The sequence below is a fragment of the uncultured Rothia sp. genome (genome assembly GCF_916715725.1).
Classification (GTDB): Bacteria; Actinomycetota; Actinomycetes; order Actinomycetales; family Micrococcaceae; genus Rothia.
Genome location: NZ_CAKAPD010000005.1, coordinates 105605 through 129090 on the forward strand (window position 1 = coordinate 105605; position 23486 = coordinate 129090).

Annotated in this window: 18 protein-coding genes and 1 riboswitch; of the genes, 15 read left to right on the forward strand and 3 right to left on the reverse strand. The window is 61.7% G+C overall.

All coding sequences use genetic code 11. The annotated features are described in order from the left end of the window. Positions 1 to 107: 107 nt before the first annotated feature. The 13 genes from dprA (at position 108) to trpC (ending at position 16888) form a co-directional block, all read left to right on the forward strand. Positions 108 to 1787: a DNA-processing protein DprA gene (gene dprA / locus QZ822_RS04630; RefSeq protein ID WP_294642956.1), complete on the forward strand. Its 1680-nt coding sequence runs from the start codon at positions 108 to 110 to the stop codon at positions 1785 to 1787. Between the two features lie 239 nt (positions 1788 to 2026). Continuing rightward, complete coding sequence (locus QZ822_RS04635; RefSeq protein WP_294642959.1) at positions 2027 to 3160, forward strand: tyrosine recombinase XerC; 1134 nt, start codon at positions 2027 to 2029, stop codon at positions 3158 to 3160. Positions 3161 to 3498: 338 nt separating this feature from the next. Next, a complete protein-coding gene (locus QZ822_RS04640) occupies positions 3499 to 4398 on the forward strand; it encodes an ACP S-malonyltransferase (RefSeq protein WP_294642961.1) in 900 nt (299 codons plus the stop codon). A 116-nt stretch (positions 4399 to 4514) separates the two neighbouring features. After that, on the forward strand, positions 4515 to 5540 hold the full coding sequence (locus QZ822_RS04645; protein WP_070629608.1) for a beta-ketoacyl-ACP synthase III: 1026 nt from the start codon (positions 4515 to 4517) through the stop codon (positions 5538 to 5540). Positions 5541 to 5744: 204 nt separating this feature from the next. Beyond that, positions 5745 to 5987: an acyl carrier protein gene (locus QZ822_RS04650; RefSeq protein WP_005507475.1), complete on the forward strand. Its 243-nt coding sequence runs from the start codon at positions 5745 to 5747 to the stop codon at positions 5985 to 5987. Between the two features lie 219 nt (positions 5988 to 6206). Further along, positions 6207 to 7478: a beta-ketoacyl-ACP synthase II gene (gene fabF, locus QZ822_RS04655; RefSeq protein WP_070506485.1), complete on the forward strand. Its 1272-nt coding sequence runs from the start codon at positions 6207 to 6209 to the stop codon at positions 7476 to 7478. Positions 7479 to 8688: 1210 nt separating this feature from the next. Continuing rightward, positions 8689 to 8888: riboswitch (FMN riboswitch) on the forward strand. A 413-nt stretch (positions 8889 to 9301) separates the two neighbouring features. Beyond that, entirely contained in the window at positions 9302 to 10033 is a 732-nt protein-coding gene (pnuC, locus tag QZ822_RS04660; RefSeq protein WP_294642965.1) for a nicotinamide riboside transporter PnuC, read from the forward strand. Next, positions 10034 to 11344 (forward strand): bifunctional diaminohydroxyphosphoribosylaminopyrimidine deaminase/5-amino-6-(5-phosphoribosylamino)uracil reductase RibD, encoded by a 1311-nt coding sequence (gene ribD / locus QZ822_RS04665; protein WP_294642967.1) that lies wholly within the window; start codon positions 10034 to 10036, stop codon positions 11342 to 11344. Positions 11345 to 11506: 162 nt separating this feature from the next. After that, positions 11507 to 12799: a 3,4-dihydroxy-2-butanone-4-phosphate synthase gene (gene ribB / locus QZ822_RS04670; RefSeq protein ID WP_294642969.1), complete on the forward strand. Its 1293-nt coding sequence runs from the start codon at positions 11507 to 11509 to the stop codon at positions 12797 to 12799. 8 nt (positions 12800 to 12807) lie between these two features. Further along, the gene (locus QZ822_RS04675) at positions 12808 to 13578 is read left to right on the forward strand and encodes a GTP cyclohydrolase II (protein ID WP_294642971.1); all 771 of its coding nucleotides are present in this window, start codon (positions 12808 to 12810) and stop codon (positions 13576 to 13578) included. A gap of 57 nt (positions 13579 to 13635) precedes the next feature. Further along, a complete protein-coding gene (ribH, locus tag QZ822_RS04680) occupies positions 13636 to 14112 on the forward strand; it encodes a 6,7-dimethyl-8-ribityllumazine synthase (protein WP_005506244.1) in 477 nt (158 codons plus the stop codon). A 335-nt stretch (positions 14113 to 14447) separates the two neighbouring features. After that, positions 14448 to 16058 (forward strand): anthranilate synthase component I, encoded by a 1611-nt coding sequence (locus tag QZ822_RS04685; RefSeq protein ID WP_294642973.1) that lies wholly within the window; start codon positions 14448 to 14450, stop codon positions 16056 to 16058. A gap of 14 nt (positions 16059 to 16072) precedes the next feature. After that, positions 16073 to 16888 carry an indole-3-glycerol phosphate synthase TrpC gene (gene trpC / locus QZ822_RS04690; protein WP_294642975.1) on the forward strand — a complete coding sequence of 272 codons (816 nt, stop codon included), beginning with the start codon at positions 16073 to 16075 and terminating at the stop codon, positions 16886 to 16888. A gap of 348 nt (positions 16889 to 17236) precedes the next feature. Here trpC and QZ822_RS04695 read toward each other — a convergent pair whose 3' ends face one another. Then, entirely contained in the window at positions 17237 to 18655 is a 1419-nt protein-coding gene (locus QZ822_RS04695; protein ID WP_294642976.1) for an MFS transporter, read from the reverse strand. Positions 18656 to 18835: 180 nt separating this feature from the next. On the opposite strand from QZ822_RS04695, the gene ftsY reads away from it, so the two are divergent. Beyond that, complete coding sequence (gene ftsY / locus QZ822_RS04700; RefSeq protein ID WP_070634357.1) at positions 18836 to 19945, forward strand: signal recognition particle-docking protein FtsY; 1110 nt, start codon at positions 18836 to 18838, stop codon at positions 19943 to 19945. Between the two features lie 141 nt (positions 19946 to 20086). On the opposite strand, the gene QZ822_RS04705 is transcribed toward ftsY, so the two are convergent. After that, positions 20087 to 21187, reverse strand: a complete 1101-nt coding sequence (locus QZ822_RS04705; protein WP_049354758.1) for an XRE family transcriptional regulator — start codon at positions 21185 to 21187, stop codon at positions 20087 to 20089. A 46-nt stretch (positions 21188 to 21233) separates the two neighbouring features. Further along, positions 21234 to 22025, reverse strand: a complete 792-nt coding sequence (locus tag QZ822_RS04710) for a hypothetical protein (protein WP_294642979.1) — start codon at positions 22023 to 22025, stop codon at positions 21234 to 21236. Positions 22026 to 22294: 269 nt separating this feature from the next. Between QZ822_RS04710 and QZ822_RS04715 the strand changes: the two genes are divergently transcribed. Next, positions 22295 to 23338: a glycosyltransferase gene (locus QZ822_RS04715; protein ID WP_294642981.1), complete on the forward strand. Its 1044-nt coding sequence runs from the start codon at positions 22295 to 22297 to the stop codon at positions 23336 to 23338. Positions 23339 to 23486 lie beyond the last annotated feature (148 nt).

The window sequence follows — 23486 nt, forward strand, 5'->3', positions numbered from 1 at the left end:
AGAAGAAGCTGAAGAAACGAGCCGAAGAGGCTGAATTGCAAGAAGCTGGGCTGAAAGAAAACGGGCTGAGAGAAACAGCGGTGGAAGAGCGCGTACCGGGAGAGCATGTGCCAGAAGAGAGCGTGCACGAAGAGCACGCGGCGGAGGATTTTGTGCAGGAGGAACTTCAGATTCGCCTGCCCGGTCGCACCCTGGATCGGCACGCCCTGGTGCGTGAGAGGGTGGCGCATATTCTATCGCTGGGGCAGGAGCCTTCGCCGAGCCCGTACAATGCGGCGCGGTTGCCGGGGTTCCTCGCCTCCTGCCTGAACCCGGTGTACCTGGAAGAGATGCGCCCGGAAGAGATGAACCAACAGGAACAGCCAGGGGAGAAACTACAGGGCGAGCGTCCCGACCCCGCGGCGGGCACAGCCTCCAGCGGTTCTGAGCCCGCGCCCCTGTTCAACCCCTCCCTCAGTGCGGAGGAGCTTGAGGCGGCGTGCCGCGAGTACATCCGCTGCTGCACCGCCCAGCTGATGCGCTACGCCGAACCCGCCGATGAGCTCGTGGTTGAATCCCTCACTACCCTGGGTGCGCCGCTGACCCTGCACTACCTGCTGACCGGGCACATCCCCGATGAGCACACCTGGGAGCACGGCGAACCGGATACGCAGCTCAGCGATTTTCTGCACTCGGTGGGCGCACCCGCGGAAGGGGAGTCCGCCCTGTTCTGTAGCGCGAATGGCTACTACATGCCGGGTGGACATCAGATGAGCCGCGATAAGTTCGGCAAGGCGCTCGCGACCCGCCGCCTGCGCTGGAACCGCCGCATGGAACGCACCCTGAACGCGGAGGCGCACATGGCGGCAACCTGCGGGGCGTGGCTGGTCACTCCCGCCGATCCGCTGTGGCCGCCGCAGTTGAACGATTTGGGGCCCGCCCGCCCGTACGGGCTGTGGTGCAGGGGCGATTCGCGGCACCTGCTGGATGTGGCGGCTGCCCCGAGCGTGGCGCTGGTCGGTTCGCGTGACCCGAGCATCTACGGTACGGAGGCGACGACCCACCTTGCCGCCGAGCTGGCACGCCGCGGGTACACGGTGATTTCTGGTGGTGCGATGGGCATTGATATTGCGGCGCATCGGGCGGCGCTGACCCAGCAGGGTAGCGACCTGCCGACCATCGCTTTCATGGCGGGCGGGCTGGATCGGCTGTACCCGGCGCAGAACTCGGATGCGTTGAACATGATTGTTGACCGCGGGCTCATCATGAGCGAGGTGAGCGTGGGCAACACCCCGACGCGTTGGCGTTTTCTGGAGCGTAACCGCCTGATTGCGGCGTTGGCGCGGCACACCATTGTGGTGGAGGCGCGCTGGCGTTCCGGTGCCCTGAATACGGCTCGTCACGCGATGGAGATTGGGCGTACCCTCTGGGCGGTTCCGGGGCAGATTAATTCGCCGAACTCGGTGGGCACGAACCGTCTGCTACGCGATGGACTAGCGCAAACACTCACCGAGGCCGCCGACATCCTCGAGTACGATGCCGCCGCGGGTTTCGAGCTGGGCACCGAGCACGAGAGCGAATGGGATCAGGCTGCCTCCTCCAGCGCGCTGGATGAGCTGACCGAACGACAGGGTAGGGTCTGGGATGACTTGAGCCCACGCTCCTACCGCGGCGTGGACGAGATTGCCGCAGCCCTCGGGTTGAGCGCTCGCGACGTGATGGCTGACCTGTTCCATCTGGGCCGCTGCGGTCTGGCGGAGAGTAGCGGAACGAGCTGGAGGAAGGTCCGCCCGGCTGTCGCTGCGTAGAAGAGCCCCCGCTGAACGCCCCTGTAGGAGAGCCACCGGCTGAACGCCCGTAGTGAACACCCAGGCAGTAGCGGGAGGTGCCGGCCGGTCATGACGGGACGGCAGGTCATGACGGGGCGGTGCGTGGAGAGCTCGGAACCTCTCTACAATTGGGGTAGGCTTGCGCGTACTGGCGCGGAGCCTACCCCTGCCGCCGCATCATCGATAGGCGCATCGAGAACGCACGAAAGGAGGGACGCATGACCGCCGCCCGCCAGCACGAAAACCGAGCTGAAAACCAGGCAGAAACCCGGAATGAGAAACGGGAGGAATACCGGGACGAGGCTCCCTCCGCGACCCTGCCGGTGACCTACACCCGCAGCCTTGCCGCGGATCGTCCCGACCCCCAAGCTGAGGGTCCAGATTCTGCCCTGCCCGGCTCAGCCCTACCCGATTCTGCACTGGGTGTTTCCGGCGAGGTGTTCCGCCCCGTCCTGGACCGTTTTGAGCGTTTTTTGCGCTATGAGAAGCACCGTTCCGAAGAGACGATCCGCTCGTATATCTCCGATTTGGAGGGCTTCTTCGGCTATATGGCGCGCCGCGGTGTGCGGCACCTGGACAGCATTGATGCGTCTCTGATTCGTGAGTGGTTGGGGTCGTTGCATCTGCGGCAGGCGGCTCGTTCTACGGTGGCGCGCCGCGGTTCGACCCTGCGTACGTTCTTCACCTGGGCTCAGGAGGAGGAGCTGGTGCACGCCAACCCCACGCGCGGTATGCGCACCCCCAAGCGGGAGAACCACCTGCCGCCGGTGCTCAGCCGTGAGCAGATGAACCAGCTGCTGACTACCCTGCAGGAGCGTCGGGCGCAGGATCCTCGTGATGCGCGCCTGCTGCGCCTGGAAGCTGTGGTTGAGGTGCTGTACGCCTCGGGCATGCGTATTTCTGAGCTGACCGGCCTGGATTTGCAGAGCGTGGACCGGGCGAATAAGACGGTGCGCGTGCTGGGTAAGGGCAATAAGGAGCGCGTGGTGCCGCTGGGTACCCCGGCGCTTAAGGCGTTGAATCGTTGGGTGTCCTATGGTCGTCCGCAGTGGATTCCGGAGGGGTCTCAGGGTGTGACGGCGCTGTTTATTGGCCCTCGGGGTGGGCGTGCGAATGCCCGTCAGATTCGTGAGGACCTGACCCGCCTGCTGCGCACGGTGGAGAATACTCAGGCGTCGGGTGCGCACGTTTTGCGTCATTCGGCGGCGACTCACCTGGTGGATGGTGGTGCCGATATTCGTTCGGTGCAGGAGCTGCTGGGACATTCGTCGTTGGCGACCACGCAGATTTACACGCACGTGTCGATGAAGCGTCTGGCGGAGACGTACGCGCGGGCGCATCCGCGAGCATAGGATGTTCGTGCGCCTAATGTCGTGCATTGGTGCGGGGGAGTGTGCTGGACTGTGCTTTGAATAGAGCTCTGGGTAGCGCTTTGAATAGTGCGCTGAGCGCCGCCGTCTAATGTCTCTCTATTTGAACCTTGAGTGGCTGAACTGTACGAATGGGGGAAATCGTTCTAAGCTATACACTGTTCAACCACTGTCTCAGCTCCCAGTGCACCCCGAATTTCTGCACTGCGATGTTTATACAAAGCGGCTGAACAAGGTAGCATAGGTAACAGACTAATCGTGGTCTCCGTCTCTACGGAGGCGCCGCGTACGAGTACTAAAAACCAGAAAGGTCGCACCGCATGCGCGCACTCGTTTGCCCCGGACAGGGCTCCCAGAAGAAGGGCTTCCTGAGCCCCTGGCTCGAGATTGAAGGTGTGCGTGAGCACCTGGAACAACTCTCCGAAGCGGCGGGCATCGATCTGATTCACTACGGCACCGAAGCCGAAGAAGAAACCATCAAGGACACCGCAATCGCCCAGCCCCTCATCGTGGCTGCAGGCATCGTCACCGGTCGACTTGCGCTGCGCGAACTCGACGGTGAAGAACTCATCTTCGCGGGCCACTCCGTCGGCGAAATCACCGCATCAGCACTCGCGGGCGTACTCAGTGACGAAGACGCAATGCGTTTCGTGCGCGTGCGCGCCAACGGCATGGCGGAGGCGGCGGCCGTTTCCCCGACCGGCATGGCTGCAGTACTCGGCGGCGTTGAAGAAAACGTCCGCGAAGCCATCGACGCAGCAGGCCTCGTCGCAGCAAACTCCAACGGCGGCGGCCAGATCGTAGCCGCAGGCCCCATCCCCGCCATCGAAGCATTCGCAGCGAACCCGCCCGCACGCGCTCGCGTTATCCCCCTGAAGGTTGCTGGCGCATTCCACACCGAGGCAATGGCACCCGCCGTGCCCGCCCTGGAAGAGTTCGCCGCATCCCTGCAGGTCTCCGACCCGACCTCCGCACTGCTGACCAACCGAGACGGTTCCGCCGTGGCATCCGGTGAAGAGTTCGTCAAGACCCTCGTCTCCCAGGTCACCAGCCCCGTCCGCTGGGATCTGTGCATGGCAACCCTGCTTGAGCGTGAGGTCGCCGGCATTATCGAGGTTGCCCCCGCAGGCACCCTGGTCGGCCTGGCAAAGCGTGCGATGCGCGGCGTGCCCGGCACCTCCATCAACACTCCCGAGGACCTCGCCTCGCTGAAGGGCTAAACGCCGGGGGAGAGCACCCCGCCCTCCCCGCACTAGGAACCCTTCACACTAGACATGCACTTTAGACCTGCGAGACACACAGTGTCTTGCGAGCATCAGCACTAAGGATTGAATACGTGACTACCCTCAAGCAGTACGAAATCAACCGCTACTCCCGCATCCTCGGTTACGGCGCAGCCCGCGGTGAGGTCATCGTCCCCAACGACGACATCGTTGAGGCAATCGACTCCTCCGACGAGTGGATCAAGCAGCGCACCGGCATCGCAACCCGCCACCGCGCCAGCGAAAACCAGTCGGTAACCGACCTCGCCATCGGCGCCGCCAAGGACGCCCTCGAAGCATCCGGTGTAGCCGGTGAGGACATTGAGGCGGTCATCATCTCGACCATCTCGCACCCCTACGCAACCCCCTCCCTGGCAACCCTGGTCGCCGACGCAATCGGCTCCAAGTGCCCCGCATACGACATCTCCGCAGCGTGTGCAGGTTTCTGCTACGGCATCGCCCAGGCGGACGCCCTCGTCCGCGCCGGCACCGCAAAACACGTGCTGGTCATCGGCGTTGAGAAGCTCTCCGACTTCATCGACAACACCGAACGCACCATCTCCTTCCTGCTCGGCGACGGCGCAGGCGCAGCAGTCGTAGGCGTCTCCGACGAACCCGGCATCGCCCCGACCGTATGGGGCTCGGACGGATCCCGCTGGGGCACCGTCGGCATGACCCACTCCCTGCTGGACATCCGCAACCGCGACTTCGTCGCAAACCCCGTCGAAGAAGGCGAAAAGATCTGGCCCACCCTGCGTCAGGACGGCCCCTCCGTCTTCCGCTGGGCAGTATGGGAAATGGCGAAGGTCGCCAAGCAGGCACTCGAAACCGCCGGCATCACCCCCGACGAGCTCGGCGCGCTCATCCCGCACCAGGCAAACGCCCGCATCATTGACCAGATGGTCAAGACCCTCAAGCTTCCCGACACGGTGGCAGTGGCACGCGACATCGTCGATGCCGGTAACACCTCCGCCGCATCGGTCCCCCTCGCCGCACACCGCCTGCTCAAGGAGAACCCGGAACTCTCCGGCAAGTTCGCCCTGCAGATCGGTTTCGGTGCCGGCCTGGCATTCGCAGCTCAGGTAGTCGTCCTTCCCTAAGGAAAACCACCGGAGCCCGATGCTCCCCGCCCCTCACGACCGGCACAGCGTCGGTGCGCGAGAAAGAAAATAAAGCGGGAAAGCATCCCCACAAACTCCGAGTTGACGCATGCGTACACCACGCAGACACGATAAACTCGGTAATGCACGCGTACCCCCACCCGGCGGGTGCGATGACCATCGAAAAAACAAAGGAGCCCCTGAATGGCTAACAAGGAAGAGATCCTCGCAGGTCTGGCAGAGATCGTTAACGAAGAGACCGGCGTTGAGGTTGAGGACGTTCAGCTGGACAAGTCCTTCACCGAGGACCTGGACATCGACTCCATCTCGATGATGACCATCGTCGTGAACGCTGAGGAGAAGTTCGAGGTGACCATCCCGGACGAAGAGGTCAAGAACCTCAAGACCGTTGGCGACGCAGTCGAGTTCATCGCGAACGCTGCCTAAGCTATAACCAATAACGAGGCGGCGCGGGCTCTCACCGGCCCGCGCCGCATCGCTATTCACTCGGCTTTCAATCCAACACACCCCCGGGAACACGCAGGGTGCGATGACTGCACTCTCCACGGCGTGAAAACGCCCACTGTAAACCCCGGGCCCAACAGGTTTTTATCCACACACCACCGGATAAACCACCAAATCGACCACCGAAGAGAAAGTGCCACAATGTCTCGAAAAGTGCTGGTGACCGGCCTCGGCGCGACCACCCCCATTGGCGGCGACGTCCCCACCACCTGGGAAAACGCAACCAAGGGCGTATCTGGTGTATCCACCCTCGACCACCCCTGGGTCAAGGAATACGACCTGCCCGTATACATTGCAGGCCAGCTCGCCGTGCCCGCCCTCGAATCCGGCCGCCTCACCAAGGTAGAAGCAAAGCGCCTGGATCCCTCGGGCCAGCTCGCCCTCATCGCCGCACGCGAAGCATGGGAAGACGCAGGATTCTCCGGCCCCGACGCCGACTCCGCAGAAGAAGTCGACCCCGAACGCACTGGCGTAGCCTTCGGTACCGGTATCGGTGGCGTGTGGACCCTCCTCGACGCATGGGACACCCTCCGCGAAAAGGGCCCCCGCCGCGTCCTCCCCATGACCGTTCCCATGCTCATGCCCAACGGCAACGCAGCAGCCGTCTCCATGAACCTCAAGGCACGCGCCGCAGCACAGACCGTCGTCTCCGCATGCGCATCCTCCACCGAAGCCATGCAGCTCGGCGCTGAAATGATCCGCAGCGGCAAGGCAGACGTCGTCATCGTCGGCGGCGCCGAAGCAGCAATCCACCCGCTTCCCATGGCAGCATTCGCCAAGATGCAGGCACTCTCCTCCCGCAACGACGAACCCGAAAAGGCATCCCGCCCCTACGACGTCGACCGCGACGGCTTCGTCATGGGTGAAGGTGCAGCAGCACTCATCCTCGAATCCGAAGAGCACGCCAAGGCACGCGGCGCACGCGTCTACGCGGAACTGGCAGGCACCGGCGTATCCGCCGACTCCTACCACATCACCGCACCGGACCCCGCAGCACTCGGCGCAACCCGCGCACTGCGCGAAGCCCTCGAAGACGGCAACATCGACCCGAAGACCGTCGTGCACATCAACGCGCACGCCACCAGCACCCCCGCCGGTGACCTGCCCGAAGCAACCGCAATGCACGAAACCTTCGGTGAGCACACCAAGAACATTGCCGTCTCCGCAACCAAATCCATGACCGGCCACCTGCTCGGCGGCGCGGGCGCACTCGAAGCCGTACTCACCGTACTGGCACTGCACCACCGCACCGCACCCTGCACCATCAACCTGGACAACAAGGACCCCCAGATTGACCTGGACGTGGTGACCGAGGCACGCGAGCTGCCCGCCGGTGAGATTGTGGCACTGTCGAACTCCTTCGGTTTCGGCGGCCACAACGCGGTTGTAGCATTCCGCTCCGTAGAGGATTAATCCTTCAGGGCTTCTAGCCTTATATAGATATAACGCTCCCTCAATCTACTGTTTGTAGATGGGGGAGCGTTATGTTTTGGATGCGTTTGTGGGGGAGGCTGTACCGGACAACGCTCGCGGGGGAGTGAGGCTTCCGTGGGTTAGTTGTTTGGAGAGGTTGTACCGGACGCTGCTCGCGGGGGAGTGCCCCCTCTTCAGCGCCTGGGGGGCGCTTCGAGGACGGAGCCCCCGCTTCGCGTGTCCGGTACGCCCTCTAGGTCACCTACCCCTCGGGTTGGTTGAGATGAGGGTTGGTAGGTGGGTACCTTCTCGGGGCAGTTTGCCTCAGTCTGGGGTTCCCCTGTTTTAGACGTTAAAAACGGGTGGCGTATTCGCTCCGGCACTGCGAATACGCCACCCAAACACACCACACTCCACAAGACAATGCAGAGCGCGCGGGATCAACCATCCCGCAAGGTTCCCGCAACCTCCATCGCGCACCACGGTAGGCGACGACAGAAGAACGGGAGCTTATGACCGTTCGACACACACAACACCCCACACAAGGGTGCACACCGTGCGATCATCCGGAAGTTTATTCGGAAGAGCTCCCACGCCGGTTCCGTCGAGAAAATAATTCGGTGTGGTTGCCTCCCGATGGTGAAGCACATCAACATCGTGTGCCGCAATACTGCGCAATCCAGTACGCGCAGATGTTGCGTGAAAACCATACTCGGGAATGCAGTCCGCGGGCCAGTTTTCCAGCTTCAAATGGCAGAAGCTTAAGGGTTTGATGTGAGTGCTCGGATGGTCCGAATCAAGTAGCTCTCAACGGAACCGGTTTATCGGTGATGGGAGCTCCTGTAGATAAGAATAACCTTAAATCACCCCTGGAGTAAACCTTAAACCAATAATTTAACCTTATTGTTATAATTCCTTGTCATAAAGGTATTGACGGGTGTTCAGTGTGCCCTGAGTAGCCCCCTGGAGGCCTCAGTAACTCTTTGGTCTGTTTGGTGCTCTCCACCGTTATAAAACCGTGATAAATCGCTCCCGAAAAATGAAGAATCAGGTTCCGAAGCGGCCCAGTGAGTGGTTGCAGAGAGGAGTTGCGTAGTGGGGATTGAAGACGCGCTCAGAACGCAGTCACAAAACGTCATCTTGTCACGGAAGTTATCCCAGAGAAAACAAATTAAACCCCCGGCGTGCGCTGTGGCATAATCAATATCGACATCGTGCTCCGGGGTCGGTGAAATTCCGAACCGGCGGTCACAGCCCGCGAACCACTCTCGCAGGCAGGCAAAAAATCGTACGAATCTTCGCATCCGCGCAGGATGCCAAGACTCCGCTAGAGAAGCCCGCCCGCAAGAGAGGCCGAACCGGTGAAAATCCGGTGCCGACAGTACAGTCTGGATGGAAGGTAGCACGAGCAGAAAAAAGGCAGGAGTACACTCCGCTGAGCCTCCCGAAAACCCGGGGAAGCTCGCAAGGTGCACCGACGCAGTTACTTCAGAGAGTTGCTGCTTCAGAAAACTGTTGCTTAGAGAACGGTTTCTTGAGAGAGCATCAGCTTTCGATGCAGTAGGGGAGAGGCGCCCCACGAGGTGCCGGTACGTTATTCCCCTCAGTCGCAGTCGGCTGATTTCAGTTGCGGTTTTCAACTGTGGTTTTCAGCTGCGATTTTCAGCTGCGGTTGACTGGTTCGCCACTCCCGCCTCACCACGGATACCGGGCACCCCTAAGGTGCCCACGGTAGCCGCCCTTTCTGTTCCTCTCCCCGGAGCCGCCGCAGATGCGCACCCCGCGCATCCGAAACACGGTCCAACTCAGAGAGGAAAGAAACAATGGACATCCTGCGGTGGCTCTTCGACGCACAAATTCACGTGGGGGACCAGTCCCTCCTCGTGCGCGAAGTTCTCGGAAACGCATTCGGCCTAGCATCGGCGCTCGGCGGCATGCGACGCAAAGTATGGGCGTGGCCCGTCGGCATTCTCGGCAACCTACTGCTCCTCACCGTCTTCCTGGGCGCCCTCGTCGGCAGCCCGCACCCCGTCACCATGCTCGGCCAGGCAGGCCGCCAGATCATGTTTATTGCCGTGTCCATCTGGGGCTGGCATCGTTGGCGCGCCACCCGCGTCGCCGGTGGTGACGCCTCCGAAGGTGTCGCGGTGATTCCCAAGTGGGCTACCAACACCGAACGCGCAGGTCTGGTTGTCGCCATGGTTGCAGGTACCCTGCTGCTCACCCCCATCTTCCGCGCCCTCGGCTCCTACGAACCGGTCTGGTCCGACGCCTGGATCTTCACCGGCTCACTGCTCGCCACCTACGGTATGGCGCGCGGCTGGGTTGAATTCTGGCTCATCTGGGTTGCCGTCGACCTGGTCGGTGTACCGCTACTGTGGAGTGCAGGCTATTACGCAACCTCCTTCATGTACGTGTTCTACGGATGCTTCACCCTGGTCGGTTTCTTCGTCTGGTGGCGCACCCGCAACCTGGAGGCACAGAAAACCCAGGTGCAGACCCAATTCCCTGACGTGACCGTTGAGGTGACCGATGTGCAGAAGGAGCGTGCATAAATGCCGCAGAACCCCTCGCTGCAGGTGCTGGCGAGTGCGCACCTGCCCGCAACCGTTACCCCGAGCATGCACCTGCCGCATAACGACGCGGACTACTCCGCCGCGGAGTACGGTCACCTCGCCGGGCTACCCGCCGCACGCACCCTCCAGCTGCCCGACCCCGAGCAGGCGCTCAGCCACGCAGAAGCCATGACCCTTGCGCTTGAAGCCGCCCGCCAAGGTATTCGTGGCGCGAACCCGCTTGTCGGCGCCGTCATCACTGACGCGCACGGGCACCTGCTGCACGTGGGCTACCACCGAGGCGCAGGCACCCCGCACGCCGAAGCCGACGCACTCGCCGCCGCCCGTGCCGCGGGAACCGACCTCACAGGCGCCCGCATGTACGTGAGCCTCGAACCCTGCAACCACACCGGACGCACCGGCCCCTGCTCCCACGCCGTCGCCGAGGCGGGTATCAGCGAACTCTACTACGCCTACAGCGACGACACCGAAAACGCAGCCGGAGGCGCCGCCTACCTGCGCTCGCGGGGTATCACCGTGCACGCCATGGAGGAGTTCGCGAACGCATCCTACCTGCTGAACGAGCGCTGGTTCATTGCCGCCGCCGAACGCCGCCCCTTCATCACCGCAAAGAGCGCCTCCACTCTGGACGGGTTCATTGCGGCAGCTGACGGAACGAGCAAGTGGATTACCGGCCCCGCCGCGCGCATTGACGGGCACCTGATTCGTCACCGCGCCGACGCCGTCATGATTGGCACCCGAACCACCCTCATGGACGACCCGACCCTGGACGCGCGCGATGCCAACGGGGAACGCTTTGAGAAGCAGCCGCTGCGCGTGGTCATGGGCAAGACCGAGATTACGGAGAACTACCGGATTCGCGGCCTGAACCCGCCCGAAGGCGTGGAGGCAGACCCGCAGAACTTCCTGCAGATTTTCACCCACGACCCGCGTGAACTGCTCGATGAGCTGTACGCCCGCGGCGTGCGGCACCTCATGATTGAGGGCGGCCCCGGCATGATCGGCCTCTTCGCAGGTGAGGACCTCATCGACGAGATGGTCTGGTACCGCGCGCCCATGATTATGGGTCGAGGCAAGAGCGCCGTGTACCGTCTGCTCGTGGACACCCTCGCGCAGGCACCGCGCCTGCAGCTGGACGACCTGGGCATGTTCCCGGCGGTGCGCGTGCTCGGCAATGACACCGCAACGCACCTGGTGCCGGCACCTCGCGGAACGGTGCAGGAACCCGGCAAACGGCGGACCCTGCCGAAGCTGGATGCCTGCCACGCGCCCGAACCAAGACTGGATTAGCCGCGACGGGCAGTGCTGGATGGTTCGCATGCTGGCACAAAAACTCCCCGTCACGGGGAATATTCGAAAAATACGTATAGTTATACCGACGAACAAACCATCGCCGCCCGTCGCCCTCAACGACGACGCCCCGGCGGACACGGCGAGAAAAGGAAAGCACACATGTTTACCGGAATCATTGGCGCCCTCGGCACCGTAGAATCCATCACCCCCATCGAAGGTAGCGACGCAGCCTATCTGACCCTCAACGCCGGAGACATCGTCGCCGACCTCGAACACGGCGGCTCCCTTGCCGTCAACGGTGTATGCCTCACCGCTATCGACCTTGACCAGCTGCAGCCCGGCCAGTTCCGCGCCTATGCGATGGGCGAGACCCTGCGCCGCACCAACCTCGGCAACCTGAACCCCGGCGACACCGTCAACCTGGAGCGCTGCCTGCCCGCCGGTGGCCGTCTCGACGGTCACGTCGTGCAGGGTCACGTGGATGCGGTGGGCACCCTCGCATCCGTCACCGCGCATGAGGCGTGGAGCACCCTGCGCTTCAACCTGCCCACCGAGCTGGCGCCCCTGCTGGCGGAGAAGGGTTCCATCGCTGTGTCTGGCGTGTCCCTGACCGTCACCGCGGTTTCTGAGCCCGGCGAAACCCCCGCATGGTTCGAGGTTGGCCTGATTCCCGAAACCCTGAAAGCAACCAACCTCGGCGCCCTCAAGGTTGGCGACAGCGTGAACCTTGAGACCGATGCGCTCGCTAAGTACGTGCAGCGCCTGACCGCGTTCGCAGGCGTGCCGCAGACTGCTCCTGCACACTCCGGTGAGCAGGTTGCGCCGCGTCGTGCCGACGCCGCAAGCGTTCTCGACAGCGTGCAGACCGCGGTGGACGCTATCGCCGCCGGTCGTGCCGTGGTCGTCGTTGACGATGAGGACCGCGAAAACGAAGGCGACATCATCTTCGCCGCCGAGCACGCAACCCCCGAGCTGATGGGCTTCATGATTCGCTACACCTCCGGCGTCGTGTGCGCACCCATGAGCAACAAGCGCGCCGACGAGATGAACCTGCCGCCCATGGTCTCTAACAACGAGGACCCCAAGGGCACCGCCTACACCGTCTCCTGCGATGCGGCATCCGGCGTGAGCACCGGTATTTCCGCGGCGGACCGCGCACGCACCGTGCAGATCCTCGCGGACGCTGCCTCCACCCCGGCAGACATTACCCGCCCCGGCCACATCTTCCCGCTGCGCGCCGTTGACGGCGGCGTGGCGGAGCGCCCCGGCCACACCGAAGCTGCAGTGGAGCTTTCCCGCGCGGCGGGCCTGTCCGGCGTGGGCGTTATCGCCGAGGTCGTGCACGACGACGGCTCCATGATGCGTTTCGACGCACTGCGCGCCTTCGCAACCGAGCACAACCTGCCCATGATCTCTATCGAAGACCTCATCAAGTACGTAGCTAAGGCGTAGGAGAACGCATGAGCGAAACCCCTAACACCCAGGCAACGTCGGGCACCCTGGTCGAGCCGGTTGAGGCGCAGGCTGAAGAGCTCAGCGCCGAATCCCTGCGCATCGCCTCCCAGCTCGCTGAAGGCTACCGAGTCAGCCCCCTCGACATGGTGCCCAGCCCCAGCCCGCTACTGGTCGAAAGCACCGAAGAGGTCGCCGTACCCACCCCGCAGGGTCTGTTCGGTTTGCGCGCCTGGCGATTCGCAGACGGCGCCGAGCACCTCAGTGCCCGCGCCCTCGACCGTGACGGCACCCCCGTACCCGCCGAGGACGGGGGAGCGCCCGCGGTGCGCATCCACTCCGAATGCGCCACCGGAGACATTTTCGGTTCCTTCCGATGCGATTGCGGACCCCAGCTGGAGAACGGCCTGCGCATTATCGGCCGCACCGGCGGGTACCTCATCTACGTGCGCAACCACGAAGGACGCGGCATCGGCCTGGTCAACAAGCTCCGCGCCTACGCGCTGCAGGATGCCGGACTCGACACCCTCGACGCGAACCTGGCGCTCGGCCTCGACGGCGACATGCGCGACTACTCGCAGGCGGCACTGATTCTGCAGGAGCTCGGCGTGCACGAGCTGAGGCTCGTGACCAACAACCCCGCCAAGCAGGAGGCGCTCGAAAGCCTCGGCCTGCAGGTCACCGAACTCATCCCGGACGAAATTCCCGCCCGAGTCGAGAACGCCCACTACCTGCAGACTAAGCGTGAGCGCATGCGCCACGTGCTCAAAAGCGCGTAGCGGCACCCCTGCAAACCCCTAATTTTTCAAAAACCAAAAACCCACAAGGAGAACACAATGAGCGGCGTAGGCGCAGCAGACACCACCCTCAACCCCGAAGACTACAAGGGCTTCAAGCTCGCAATCGTAGCGGCAAGCTGGCACACCCAGGTCATGGACGGCCTCATCGACGGTGCACAGCGCGCAGCACGCGATGCAGGCATCGAGCCGACCCTCGTGCGCGTTCCCGGCACCTTCGAGCTGCCCGTCGCAGCAACCCGCCTCGCTGAGAAGTTCGACGCAATTGTCGCGCTCGGCGTGGTCATCCGCGGCGGCACCCCCCACTTTGACTACGTCTGCCAGGGCGCAACCAACGGCCTGACCGACGTGTCCGTGCTGACCGGCCGCCCCATCGGCTTCGGCGTGCTCACCTGCGACAACGAGCAGCAGGCACTCGACCGTGCAGGTCTGGAAGGCTCCAACGAAGACAAGGGCTACGAGGCGACCGCGGCGGCACTGCAGACCGCAGCAACCCTCAAGCAGTTCAGCAACTAACACGGCTGAACGGTACGCGGCTCAGTTTCACGAAGAGAACGTTCTGATCTTCACCGTGGAACTGGGCCGCAGCACCGGTTAAACTGAAACAACGCGCGGCACTAGAGCTACATCGAGTCACAGAGCCACACCGAGTCACAGTGCGCCGAGCCCTAGCGCACCGACGCGCCAACCTCCGGCTCGGCACAGCTACTCGGCTTATCTAACCGACCAGGCTCGACTGACTAGGCTCAACACCCGCGCCGACATGCCCTAAGCTGGCATGCCCACACTGTCATGTCACGACTGTCATGTCACGCAACGGCAGGTCCAACCCAACATCAAGGAGTACAGCAATGCAGGATTTGGGCACCATCACCCCCAGCCTCGAAGAATTCCGCGCCCGCGCCGCCGGCACCCGCGTCATTCCCGTACACATCAAAATCCTCGCCGACTCACTCACCCCCATCGGCATCTACCGATCCCTCGTACTCCAAAACGACCAGGGCGAACCTGTCGAAGCAGCCCACGGCACCTTCCTGCTCGAATCCGCAAAGATCTCCGCAGAAGGCGAATCCGCAGCCTGGGACCGCTACTCCTTCATCGGCGCGTCCTCCCGCTCCACCCTCACCACCGTTGACGGCGCAGTCCACTGGCAGGGACGCACCCCCGCCGGCGCGCCCGTCGACGGCGACCCCGTAGAAGCCATCGCCAAGACCCTGCAGATGCTCTACACCGAACCCGACCCGACCCTGCCGCCGCTCACCTCCGGTCTGGTCGGCTACCTCGGCTGGGACGTTGTGCGCCACTGGGAGCACCTGCCGTACCCGCCCGCCGATGACGTGAACCTGCCCGAATTCGCGCTCAACATGGTCTCCGACATGGCAATCCACGACAACAAGGACGGCACCGTCCTGCTCGTCGCCAACGCCATCAACTTCAACGGCACCAGCGAAAACGTCGACGGCGCCTACGAGGACGCCGTCGCGCGCCTGCACAGCATGCTCCGCCGCCTGCAGCGCGGCGCCGCAGCAACCACCTCCATTCTCTCCGGCGTGGCAGACGTCGACCGTAAGGTCCGCGAAGACGTCACCCTCACCTGGAGCGAACAGGGCTTCAAGGACGCCATCGACCGCTCCAAGAAGAACATCATCGACGGCGACGTATTCCAGATTGTGCTCTCACGCCGATTCGAAGCCGAAACCAACGCCAAGGCACTCGACGTGTACCGTGTGTTGCGCCAGTCCAACCCCTCGCCGTACATGTACCTCTTCAACTTCGAAGACAGCAACGGCACGCCCTTCCACATTGTCGGTTCCTCCCCGGAGGCGCTCGTCACCCTCAAGGACGGCATCGCCAGCACCCACCCCATTGCCGGTTCCCGCCCGCGCGGCGCAACCCGCGAAGAAGACCTCGCACTCGCCGAGGAACTGCTCGCCGACGAAAAGGAACGCTCCGAACACCTCATGCTTGTCGACCTGGCACGCAACGACCTCTCACGCATCGCCAAGCCCGGCACCGTGTCCGTCGACCAGTTCATGATCATTGAGCGTTTCAGCCACATCATGCACATTTCCTCCGCCGTCAGCGCCGAACTCGACCCGCAGTTCAGCGCCTACGACGTGCTGCGCGTCGCCTTCCCGGCAGGCACCCTCTCCGGTGCACCCAAGCCGCGCGCCATGCAGCTCATCGACGAATACGAACCCACCCGCCGCGGCGTCTACGGCGGCGTATGCGGCTACTTCGACTTCGCCGGCAACATGGACATGGCAATCGCCATCCGCACCGCCGTACTCAAGGAAGGCACCGCCTACGTGCAAGCGGGTGCGGGCCTCGTCATGGACTCCAACCCGGACTCCGAAACCCTCGAAACCGTCAACAAGTCCGCCGCCCCGCTGCGCGCCGTGCTGACCGCCTCCGGCCTGGCACCCCTCGACGCAGACGTAGCCGTCAACGCCACCAAGTAACCCAAGGAGACACCATGAGCACCGTTCTCGACGAGATCATTGTCGGCGTCCGCGAAGACCTCGCCGCCCGCGTACAGCAGGTTCCCCTCGAGGAAATGAAGAAGCGCGCCCTCGCAGCCGCACCCGCCCGTGATGCGCTCGCCTCCCTGCGCGGCGAAGTGCCCGGCGGCGGCAACGGCGCAACCGCACGCATTATCTCCGAGGTGAAGCGCTCCTCGCCCTCCAAGGGTGCCCTCGGCGAGATTCCGGACCCCGCCGCGCTTGCCGCACGTTATGAGGCAGGTGGCGCAGCAGCAATCTCCGTGCTCACCGAACAGCGCCGCTTCAACGGCTCCCTCGCCGACCTGGACGCAGTGCGCGCCGCCGTGAACATCCCCGTGCTGCGTAAGGACTTCACCGTCGACGAATACCAGATCTGGGAGGCACGCGCACACGGCGCCGACCTGGTTCTGCTCATCGTCGCGGCACTCGACGAGCAGACCCTGCGCGAGTTCCTCGAACTCACCGAATCGCTCGGCATGAACGCCCTCGTCGAAACCCACACCCCCGAAGAAATCGAGGTCGCCCAGCGCATCGGTGCCAAGATCGTGGGCATCAACGTGCGCAACCTCAAGACCCTTGAGGTCAATAACGAGCACTACGCATCCCTCGCCGCGCACCTGCCCAACTCCGTCATCAAGGTCGCCGAATCCGGCGTTGCCGGCATCGAGGATGTGCGCGCCTACGCCGGCGCCGGTGCCGACGCAATCCTCATCGGTGAAGCGCTGGTACGCTCCGGCGACCCCGAAGGTACCGTGCGCGAATTCTCCAAGGTGCCTGTGACCCGATAAGGGGTGCTAAGAGAAAGCGACCGGACAACGCTCGCGGGGGAGTGAGGCTTCCGTGGGCTAGTTGTTTGAGATGGCGTATCGGACAACGCTTGCGGGGGAGTGCCCCCTCTGCGGCGCTGGGGCGCCTTGAGGACGGAGCCCCCGCTTCGCGTGTCCGGTACACCCTCTAGGTCGCCTATCCCTCGGTGAGGTTGATATAGGGGTTGGTAGGTGGTTGCCTTCTCGGGTTAGCTTGCCTGAGTCTGGGGTTCCAGGTTGTTGGCTTGCTCTGCCAGCTCGCCTTTCGTACACATAAAGCCGGTGCCTGCTTCACAGCAGACACCGGCTTTTTATATGTGTATGGACTTTTTAGCGGCCCGTATAGTCCGCGTCCGCAATATCCTTCGGCCAACGCGCCTTACGGAACGGCGCCCACGTAAACGCCGCCGCCACCAACAACAAACCACTCATAATGAACGCCGGAACGAAGCCCCACGCATCCGCAATCATGCCAGCCACCAGCGGGCCCAAAATCATACCGAAATCGCTAGCCATCTGATACACCGCCAACACCTGGCCACCACTACGGCGAGTACCAATCACATCAGACACCGCAGCCTGAATCGACGGGCCCATAAACGCCGCACCAATACCCAGGCACGCCGTCAACGACACAAACACCCACGCCACCGGCGCGAAACCCATAACCGTCACCGCAGAACCCGCCAACAGCAGACCCGAAAACGCCATGACGCGGCGGCCAAAACGATCTGAAAAACGACCCGAGAACGTCTGCGTCAACGCATTACCAAACGAGTTCGTCGCCATCGCCAACGACGCCAACAGAGTAGCCGCCACCGAATCCGACATGTCACCGCCGGTCGCCAAATACGCCGCCGCCAACGGAATAATCGACGACTGCACACCAAACACCGACCAGCCAATCGCCCAATTCGACACCAGTGCCGAACGGTAATTCGTGAACTTCAACGCGTCACGAACCGTCATCGCCGGCAGGTCGCTCTTACCAGCAGCGCCGCCCGACGCGGCAGGCTTAGCCGCCTTGCCGGATGCGTCAGCCTGAGTGTCAGCGGGGGAGTCCGCCGCCGACGGCAGTACCCCGGTGCCCTTACCCTCAGCCAGTAGTGCCGCCTCCGTAATCGCGTCACGCTCCGCCTCCAGCGCCGCCTGCGAAGGCATCAAGAACCACACAATCAGACCCGCCGCCAGCAGCGAAAAACCATACACAATGAACGGCGCACGCATACCAAACGGCGCCAGGGCGCTCGCAATCACCGGGCCCAGCAGGTTACCCAGCAGGAACGCCGTCGCATAATAGCCCGAAATACGGCCGCGCATATGCGCCGGGGACAGACGCACCAGCAGACCCATCGCAGAGACCGTGAACATGACCGAGCCGATACCCGCCACCGCACGCGAACCCAGCAGCACCCAATAATCCCAAGCGAACGCAATCATGAACGACGTCACCGACACGATCAGCATGCCAATCGTGTACACCGGACGCTCACCCCAGCGGGTAATCAGCCGACCCGCCGACGGTGCGAAAATCAGACGCGTAATCGCCAATGCAGAAACCACCATCGTCGCCATGGTGACCGTGGCATTAAAGTTCTGCGCATAGTTCGGCAGCACCGGCGCCACCAAACCAAAACCCACCGCAATCATGAACGACGCAGCAATCAGAACCTTCAAGCCGGTCGGCACGCGGTTCGGGTCAATCGTGTGCGGGTCAAAAACAGGCGGTGTTTTGGCAGGGTTCCTCATGTTCATCCTCGAAATCGTGCGGTGCCGTGCGGCAGCCGCGGGCCCCACCCGCAACTGTCAACCATGTGTTCGGCTAAAAAACTTAACAGTGTCCAGTCTACTCCGCCGACAGCCGGGCATGCGCGTAACCTCGACCAGTCAAACCGCCCAAACCGGTAAGCTAGTAGTGTGAATGAAACGATGATGATGATTTGCGCGATCGTGCTGGGTGTACTGGTTATTGCCGGTGTGCTTTTCGCGGTTCTGCGCCGACCCAAGAAGACCGCGAACCTGCAGTCTTTGCGTCAGGAGGCGGCTAAGGCCTCCGGCGGTTCGGCGGAAGAACCCGAAAGCTCGGCACCTCGCGCTATTGAACTTGATATGCCTGACCCGTCCGCGGGTCGCCTGGTGCGTCTGCGTGCCCGCCTGGCTCGTTCGAACAACATGCTCGGCAAGGGTCTGCTGGCTCTGCTTTCTCGCGACCGCATCGACCAGGACGTCTGGGATGAGGTTGAGGAAACCCTGCTGCTTGCCGACCTGGGTTCTGAGCCGACCACCCGCCTGGTGGAGGCGCTGCAGCAGCGCGTGCGCGTTGAGGGTACGAGCAACCCCGCTGCGGTGAAGAAGATGCTTCGTGAGGAGCTCGTGAAGATTGTTCGCCCCGACATGGACCGTGAGCTGAAGACTGCCGGTAGTGACGGCAACCCCGGCGTGGTGCTGGTTGTTGGCGTGAACGGCGTGGGTAAGACTACGACCGTCGGTAAGATTGCCCGTGTGATGGTTGCTGACGGTCAGTCCCTGATTCTGGGTGCCGCGGATACCTTCCGTGCCGCTGCGTCTGAGCAGCTGACCACCTGGGGTGACCGCGTGGGCGTGAAGACCGTGCGTTCTGAGAAGGAAGGTGCCGACCCCGCATCCGTCGCGTTTGATGCCGTGAAGGCTGGCAAGGAGCAGGGCGTTGACACCGTGCTCGTGGACACTGCGGGCCGCCTGCAGAACAAGTCCGGTCTGATGGACCAGCTCGGCAAGATCAAGCGCGTGATTGAGAAGGAAGCGCCGGTCACCGAGGTTCTGCTTGTGATTGACGCGACCACCGGCCAGAATGGTATGGTTCAGGCGAAGGTCTTCGGAGATATTGTGGACGTCACCGGTATCGTGCTGACCAAGCTCGACGGCACCGCGAAGGGCGGTATCGTGGTCGCTATCCAGGAGGAGCTCGGCGTTCCCGTCAAGCTCATCGGCCTGGGTGAAGGCCCGGACGACCTGGCACCGTTCGACCCGGAAGCATTCGTGGACGCACTGCTGGACTAACATCCTCTGCCTCTCCGCCGAGAAGCCACATGTGTTTGGAACACATGTGGCTTCTCTGTTGAATTGGCCTGATATATTTTGGAGACGCACAGAGAAGCCTCGAGGGAGTGTAGAAATTACACCCTCTCGAGGCTTTGCCGTTTATACGCTCACTGGTAGAACAGGACGTCGCGCTGTGATGACTTCAAAATAATGTTGAGGTACGCGCGACTTCTCTCTCAATATCTCAGATGAAACGCCTGATTCCTCGATGAGACTAATCGCATGAGGAATTAGGGACGGTTCTTCGAGAGAAGAAATAAGACCTGGTTCCTTAGCACGCCATCCGTTACGAGAAACGGTAACCATGGCGTTTCGGTAGGCATCATCTGAAAGGCGGCCCAGTTCTTTAGCCCTATACAGAAGAGCCTGCATACTGATGCCCCAGTATTCCTTAAGCTCCTTCAGCTTCATCCAACCTTGACCGTTCATGACTGTAGGCAATTCATCCTGAATGCATGCACTTGGTGCCAAAAATTCTGCGGCAAATGCATGAGCCTGAGCCTCAAGAACCTTATGACCAGGATCAGCATCAGCATGCATTACTAGGTGGCCTAGCTCATGGGCGGCATCAAAGCGTTGACGGTAGTAATCACCCTTTGTCGGGTTCAGAACTACTACTGGAGCCTCGCTACCAAAAGTGGAGTAGGCATCAATTGCTGCACTATGGAATGGTGCAAAGACAACGACGATACCATGGTTCTCCATGGCTCGGACAACATGCTGGACGGGCTTATTTCCTAAACCCCAATCTTTACGAACCTGCTCAGCCGCTAGACGAGGAATCTCAGAACCGGGAAGGTCAGAATCAGTCAAGATGCTGGGAAGTACCAGGTCTGGGAAGTCGACATACTCATTCATCGTATGCACAACATCCTGGACAACTTGCGTATACGCTTGAGCCTGGTTGCGACTAAGCTGAGTTGTCGAGCGTAAGGACCTAAAGTGAGGTGCGCCAGAAATTAACGGGGCTTCTGAGAACTGACTTTCAAGAAAAGATGGAGCAACGCCAAGAGTCAGAGCTAGTGCGTAGACATTATCTTTAGTTGGGTTTCGGTTACCCGATTCCCAATGAGTAATAGTGACAGCACTAACTCCAAGACTCCTAGCCAAATCGCTCTTGCGGACACCTTGAAGTTCTCGAGCTAACGTGAGCCTCCTTGGGTCAAAGGAGAGTATGGGGGAAGAATCTTGTACAGACATAATGCTTTCGCGGACAAAGAGTGTGGTGTATGAGTCATAACAGCTCCTACTCAGCTGCCTTCTTCAGCTTAACATGAGCGTCGGGAACTGCCGGGGCCTCAGAACGGTTCGTAGGCTGGACTTCCTGTGCGGAAGAAGTGGCAACGGAGGGGGAACCAGACGATGCTGCACGAGCGAGCACGTCAATATTCCATACCCAAGGGCTCTGGCTTCGACGTTCGACTGGAGCAGGTAGACCGAGGACAAACTCCTTGAGTTCACCTTCGGGTGAAATATTATACGCTACTACCAAAATGGGGAGACGCAACGGCAAATCTTCGACGAGATCATCCAACCCCGGAATATCGAGAGTGTCCTGAACGTAGTGATTCGTTGCTGAAATAATTCGCTTTTTCGTGCTGCTCTCCCAACGAATCTTGTCAATGCCACCAAAGCGGTTAGCGCTTTGCATTACCAAGGAACAACAGGTGCTGACCTCCCAAAAAGGCATGTTCTTGTACGAATCGCTGCGGTAAAGACCCCGCGGGAGACTCAAATCCCTGAGAAGGGGGTATGCTTCCTGCGGAAGGTCAGTTGCCAAAGCTTCGAGGTTCTCAGCGATAGGTTCTTTTTGGAACGTAGCAAACTTATCACCGGTAAGGGTGACACGATTAAGATTTTCGGCAACAAGTTCGTAATGGTTCATGCCCTTGCTGGCATTCCGCGCATGTTCAGGGTAATCCGGGTTGTTCGCCGCAAGCTGGATGATCTTTGCCGCAGTTGCCAGCGTATCCAAAACCCCGAGGTCTTCGAGCCAGTCCTCCATGACCTTCTTATTGGTATAGGGAGAGTGAGACATTGTTAACTCCTTTGAAAAATATTGTTTGAAAATTAACTAAAGAATATACTGCGATTCTATCATTAACAACTGATGGGTGCTTGTATATGTCGATGGTGCAAGATGGAACGCGACCAAAAATGCTCTGAAGCCCATAATGACGACGGGCAGCGCACGATGCGGGGCTCTGGGATATTCTGAAATTAGAAGACGCGCAGGACCCTCAAACGGTCCGGCGCATCGCACACCATACAACCCAATTCACCCCGAACCTCAGCGAAGGAGCCACCATGGCAGCCACCCTCCCCGGCACTCTACCCAGCGCCAACTACCAGCCCACCTACCGTTCCAACGGCGCCTGCGACGACCTCGCCGCACTCGTTGCACCGTACAGCCTCTCGCGCGTCCAGCTTGCTGAGGCTACCGGCATTGCCGACGAGGCTACCGTGAACAGCTGGGTTGCGCAGTGCTGCCCCGACCTTGCGGCGGATGCGCCCGCACCCCTCGAGCCCGTCCTGCGCTACCTGGATGACACCTACCTGCCCGACCCCGCTAACTGGCCCGGCGATAATGCCTACGACGAGTTCGTCCTCGAGAACATTGCCGCCCGCATGCTCGCCCGCGTTGTTGCTAACACTTTCGCCGCTGACCGTTCCGGCGACTACCGCGAACTGCTCGCGCTCATTGCAACCCTCGTGCTGATTGCCCGCTACTGGGATGGCACCGATGAGGCTTTCCTGACCCTGCTCAACGCCGAGCCCACCGTGCAGGCAGACGAATACCTGAATGAGGCTATCGCGAACGCCCCCGAGTCCCTGCGCCCGCTCCTGACCGAACTTCTGCTGCCCGCCCTGCGTGAGGCGCGCGGCACCTTCACCGCCGACGAGGCACGCCTGCTGACCGGCTACGCGCTCGCCGCCGGATACTACGCGGGCGAGCACCCCTACGAGACCCTGAACGGCATCCACGTTGCGTTTGTCGCAGATGACCGTACCCTGCCTGACGCCGCGCAGATTCGCCGCGTTGAAGACGTCCTCAAGGCTAACTTCCACGCCGCCCGTGCGGAAGCCGGCGCTACCGAGAACCCGGAGCCGCACGAGTTCACCCTGCCTGGCGACCAGGACGGCTACGAGACCGCCGCGCACCTGATTGCCGCCCTGCCCCAGGCGCACGACGCTATCGCTTTCAGCACCCAGCCCGGTGAGGGAACTAGCGCGCTCGCCGACGACTGCCGCGCCGCCTTCACCCTGTACCTGTGCTACCTGCTCTTGGGTGATGACGAGTCCTCGGAGGAGCGCGCCGCGGAGCTCTACCGTGCCAACCGTGAGGGATAGGAATTGAAGAACGTTCGCTAGATAATTCTTTGGCCGCAGACGCTGAAAAGCCACATGTGTTTCGAAAAGCCACGTTTTTAGTGGCTTCTCGAAACACATGTGGCTTCTTGCGGTTAATTGTGGTCAGTGTGGTGGGATTATTCTCAGC

Excerpts from the sequence above, each read along its gene's own strand:
- ribD (WP_294642967.1), top strand. The coding sequence starts at position 10,034 with ATGCCGCAGAACCCCTCGCTGCAGGTGCTGGCGAGTGCGCACCTGCCC.
- QZ822_RS04640 (WP_294642961.1), top strand. The coding sequence starts at position 3,499 with ATGCGCGCACTCGTTTGCCCCGGACAGGGCTCCCAGAAGAAGGGCTTC.
- trpC (WP_294642975.1), top strand. The coding sequence starts at position 16,073 with ATGAGCACCGTTCTCGACGAGATCATTGTCGGCGTCCGCGAAGACCTC.
- QZ822_RS04705 (WP_049354758.1), bottom strand. The coding sequence starts at position 21,187 with ATGTCTGTACAAGATTCTTCCCCCATACTCTCCTTTGACCCAAGGAGG.
- ribB (WP_294642969.1), top strand. The coding sequence starts at position 11,507 with ATGTTTACCGGAATCATTGGCGCCCTCGGCACCGTAGAATCCATCACC.
- pnuC (WP_294642965.1), top strand. The coding sequence starts at position 9,302 with ATGGACATCCTGCGGTGGCTCTTCGACGCACAAATTCACGTGGGGGAC.
- QZ822_RS04685 (WP_294642973.1), top strand. The coding sequence starts at position 14,448 with ATGCAGGATTTGGGCACCATCACCCCCAGCCTCGAAGAATTCCGCGCC.
- ribH (WP_005506244.1), top strand. The coding sequence starts at position 13,636 with ATGAGCGGCGTAGGCGCAGCAGACACCACCCTCAACCCCGAAGACTAC.
- QZ822_RS04715 (WP_294642981.1), top strand. The coding sequence starts at position 22,295 with ATGGCAGCCACCCTCCCCGGCACTCTACCCAGCGCCAACTACCAGCCC.
- QZ822_RS04675 (WP_294642971.1), top strand. The coding sequence starts at position 12,808 with ATGAGCGAAACCCCTAACACCCAGGCAACGTCGGGCACCCTGGTCGAG.
- QZ822_RS04695 (WP_294642976.1), bottom strand. The coding sequence starts at position 18,655 with ATGAGGAACCCTGCCAAAACACCGCCTGTTTTTGACCCGCACACGATT.
- QZ822_RS04650 (WP_005507475.1), top strand. The coding sequence starts at position 5,745 with ATGGCTAACAAGGAAGAGATCCTCGCAGGTCTGGCAGAGATCGTTAAC.
- ftsY (WP_070634357.1), top strand. The coding sequence starts at position 18,836 with ATGATGATGATTTGCGCGATCGTGCTGGGTGTACTGGTTATTGCCGGT.
- QZ822_RS04635 (WP_294642959.1), top strand. The coding sequence starts at position 2,027 with ATGACCGCCGCCCGCCAGCACGAAAACCGAGCTGAAAACCAGGCAGAA.
- QZ822_RS04710 (WP_294642979.1), bottom strand. The coding sequence starts at position 22,025 with ATGTCTCACTCTCCCTATACCAATAAGAAGGTCATGGAGGACTGGCTC.
- fabF (WP_070506485.1), top strand. The coding sequence starts at position 6,207 with ATGTCTCGAAAAGTGCTGGTGACCGGCCTCGGCGCGACCACCCCCATT.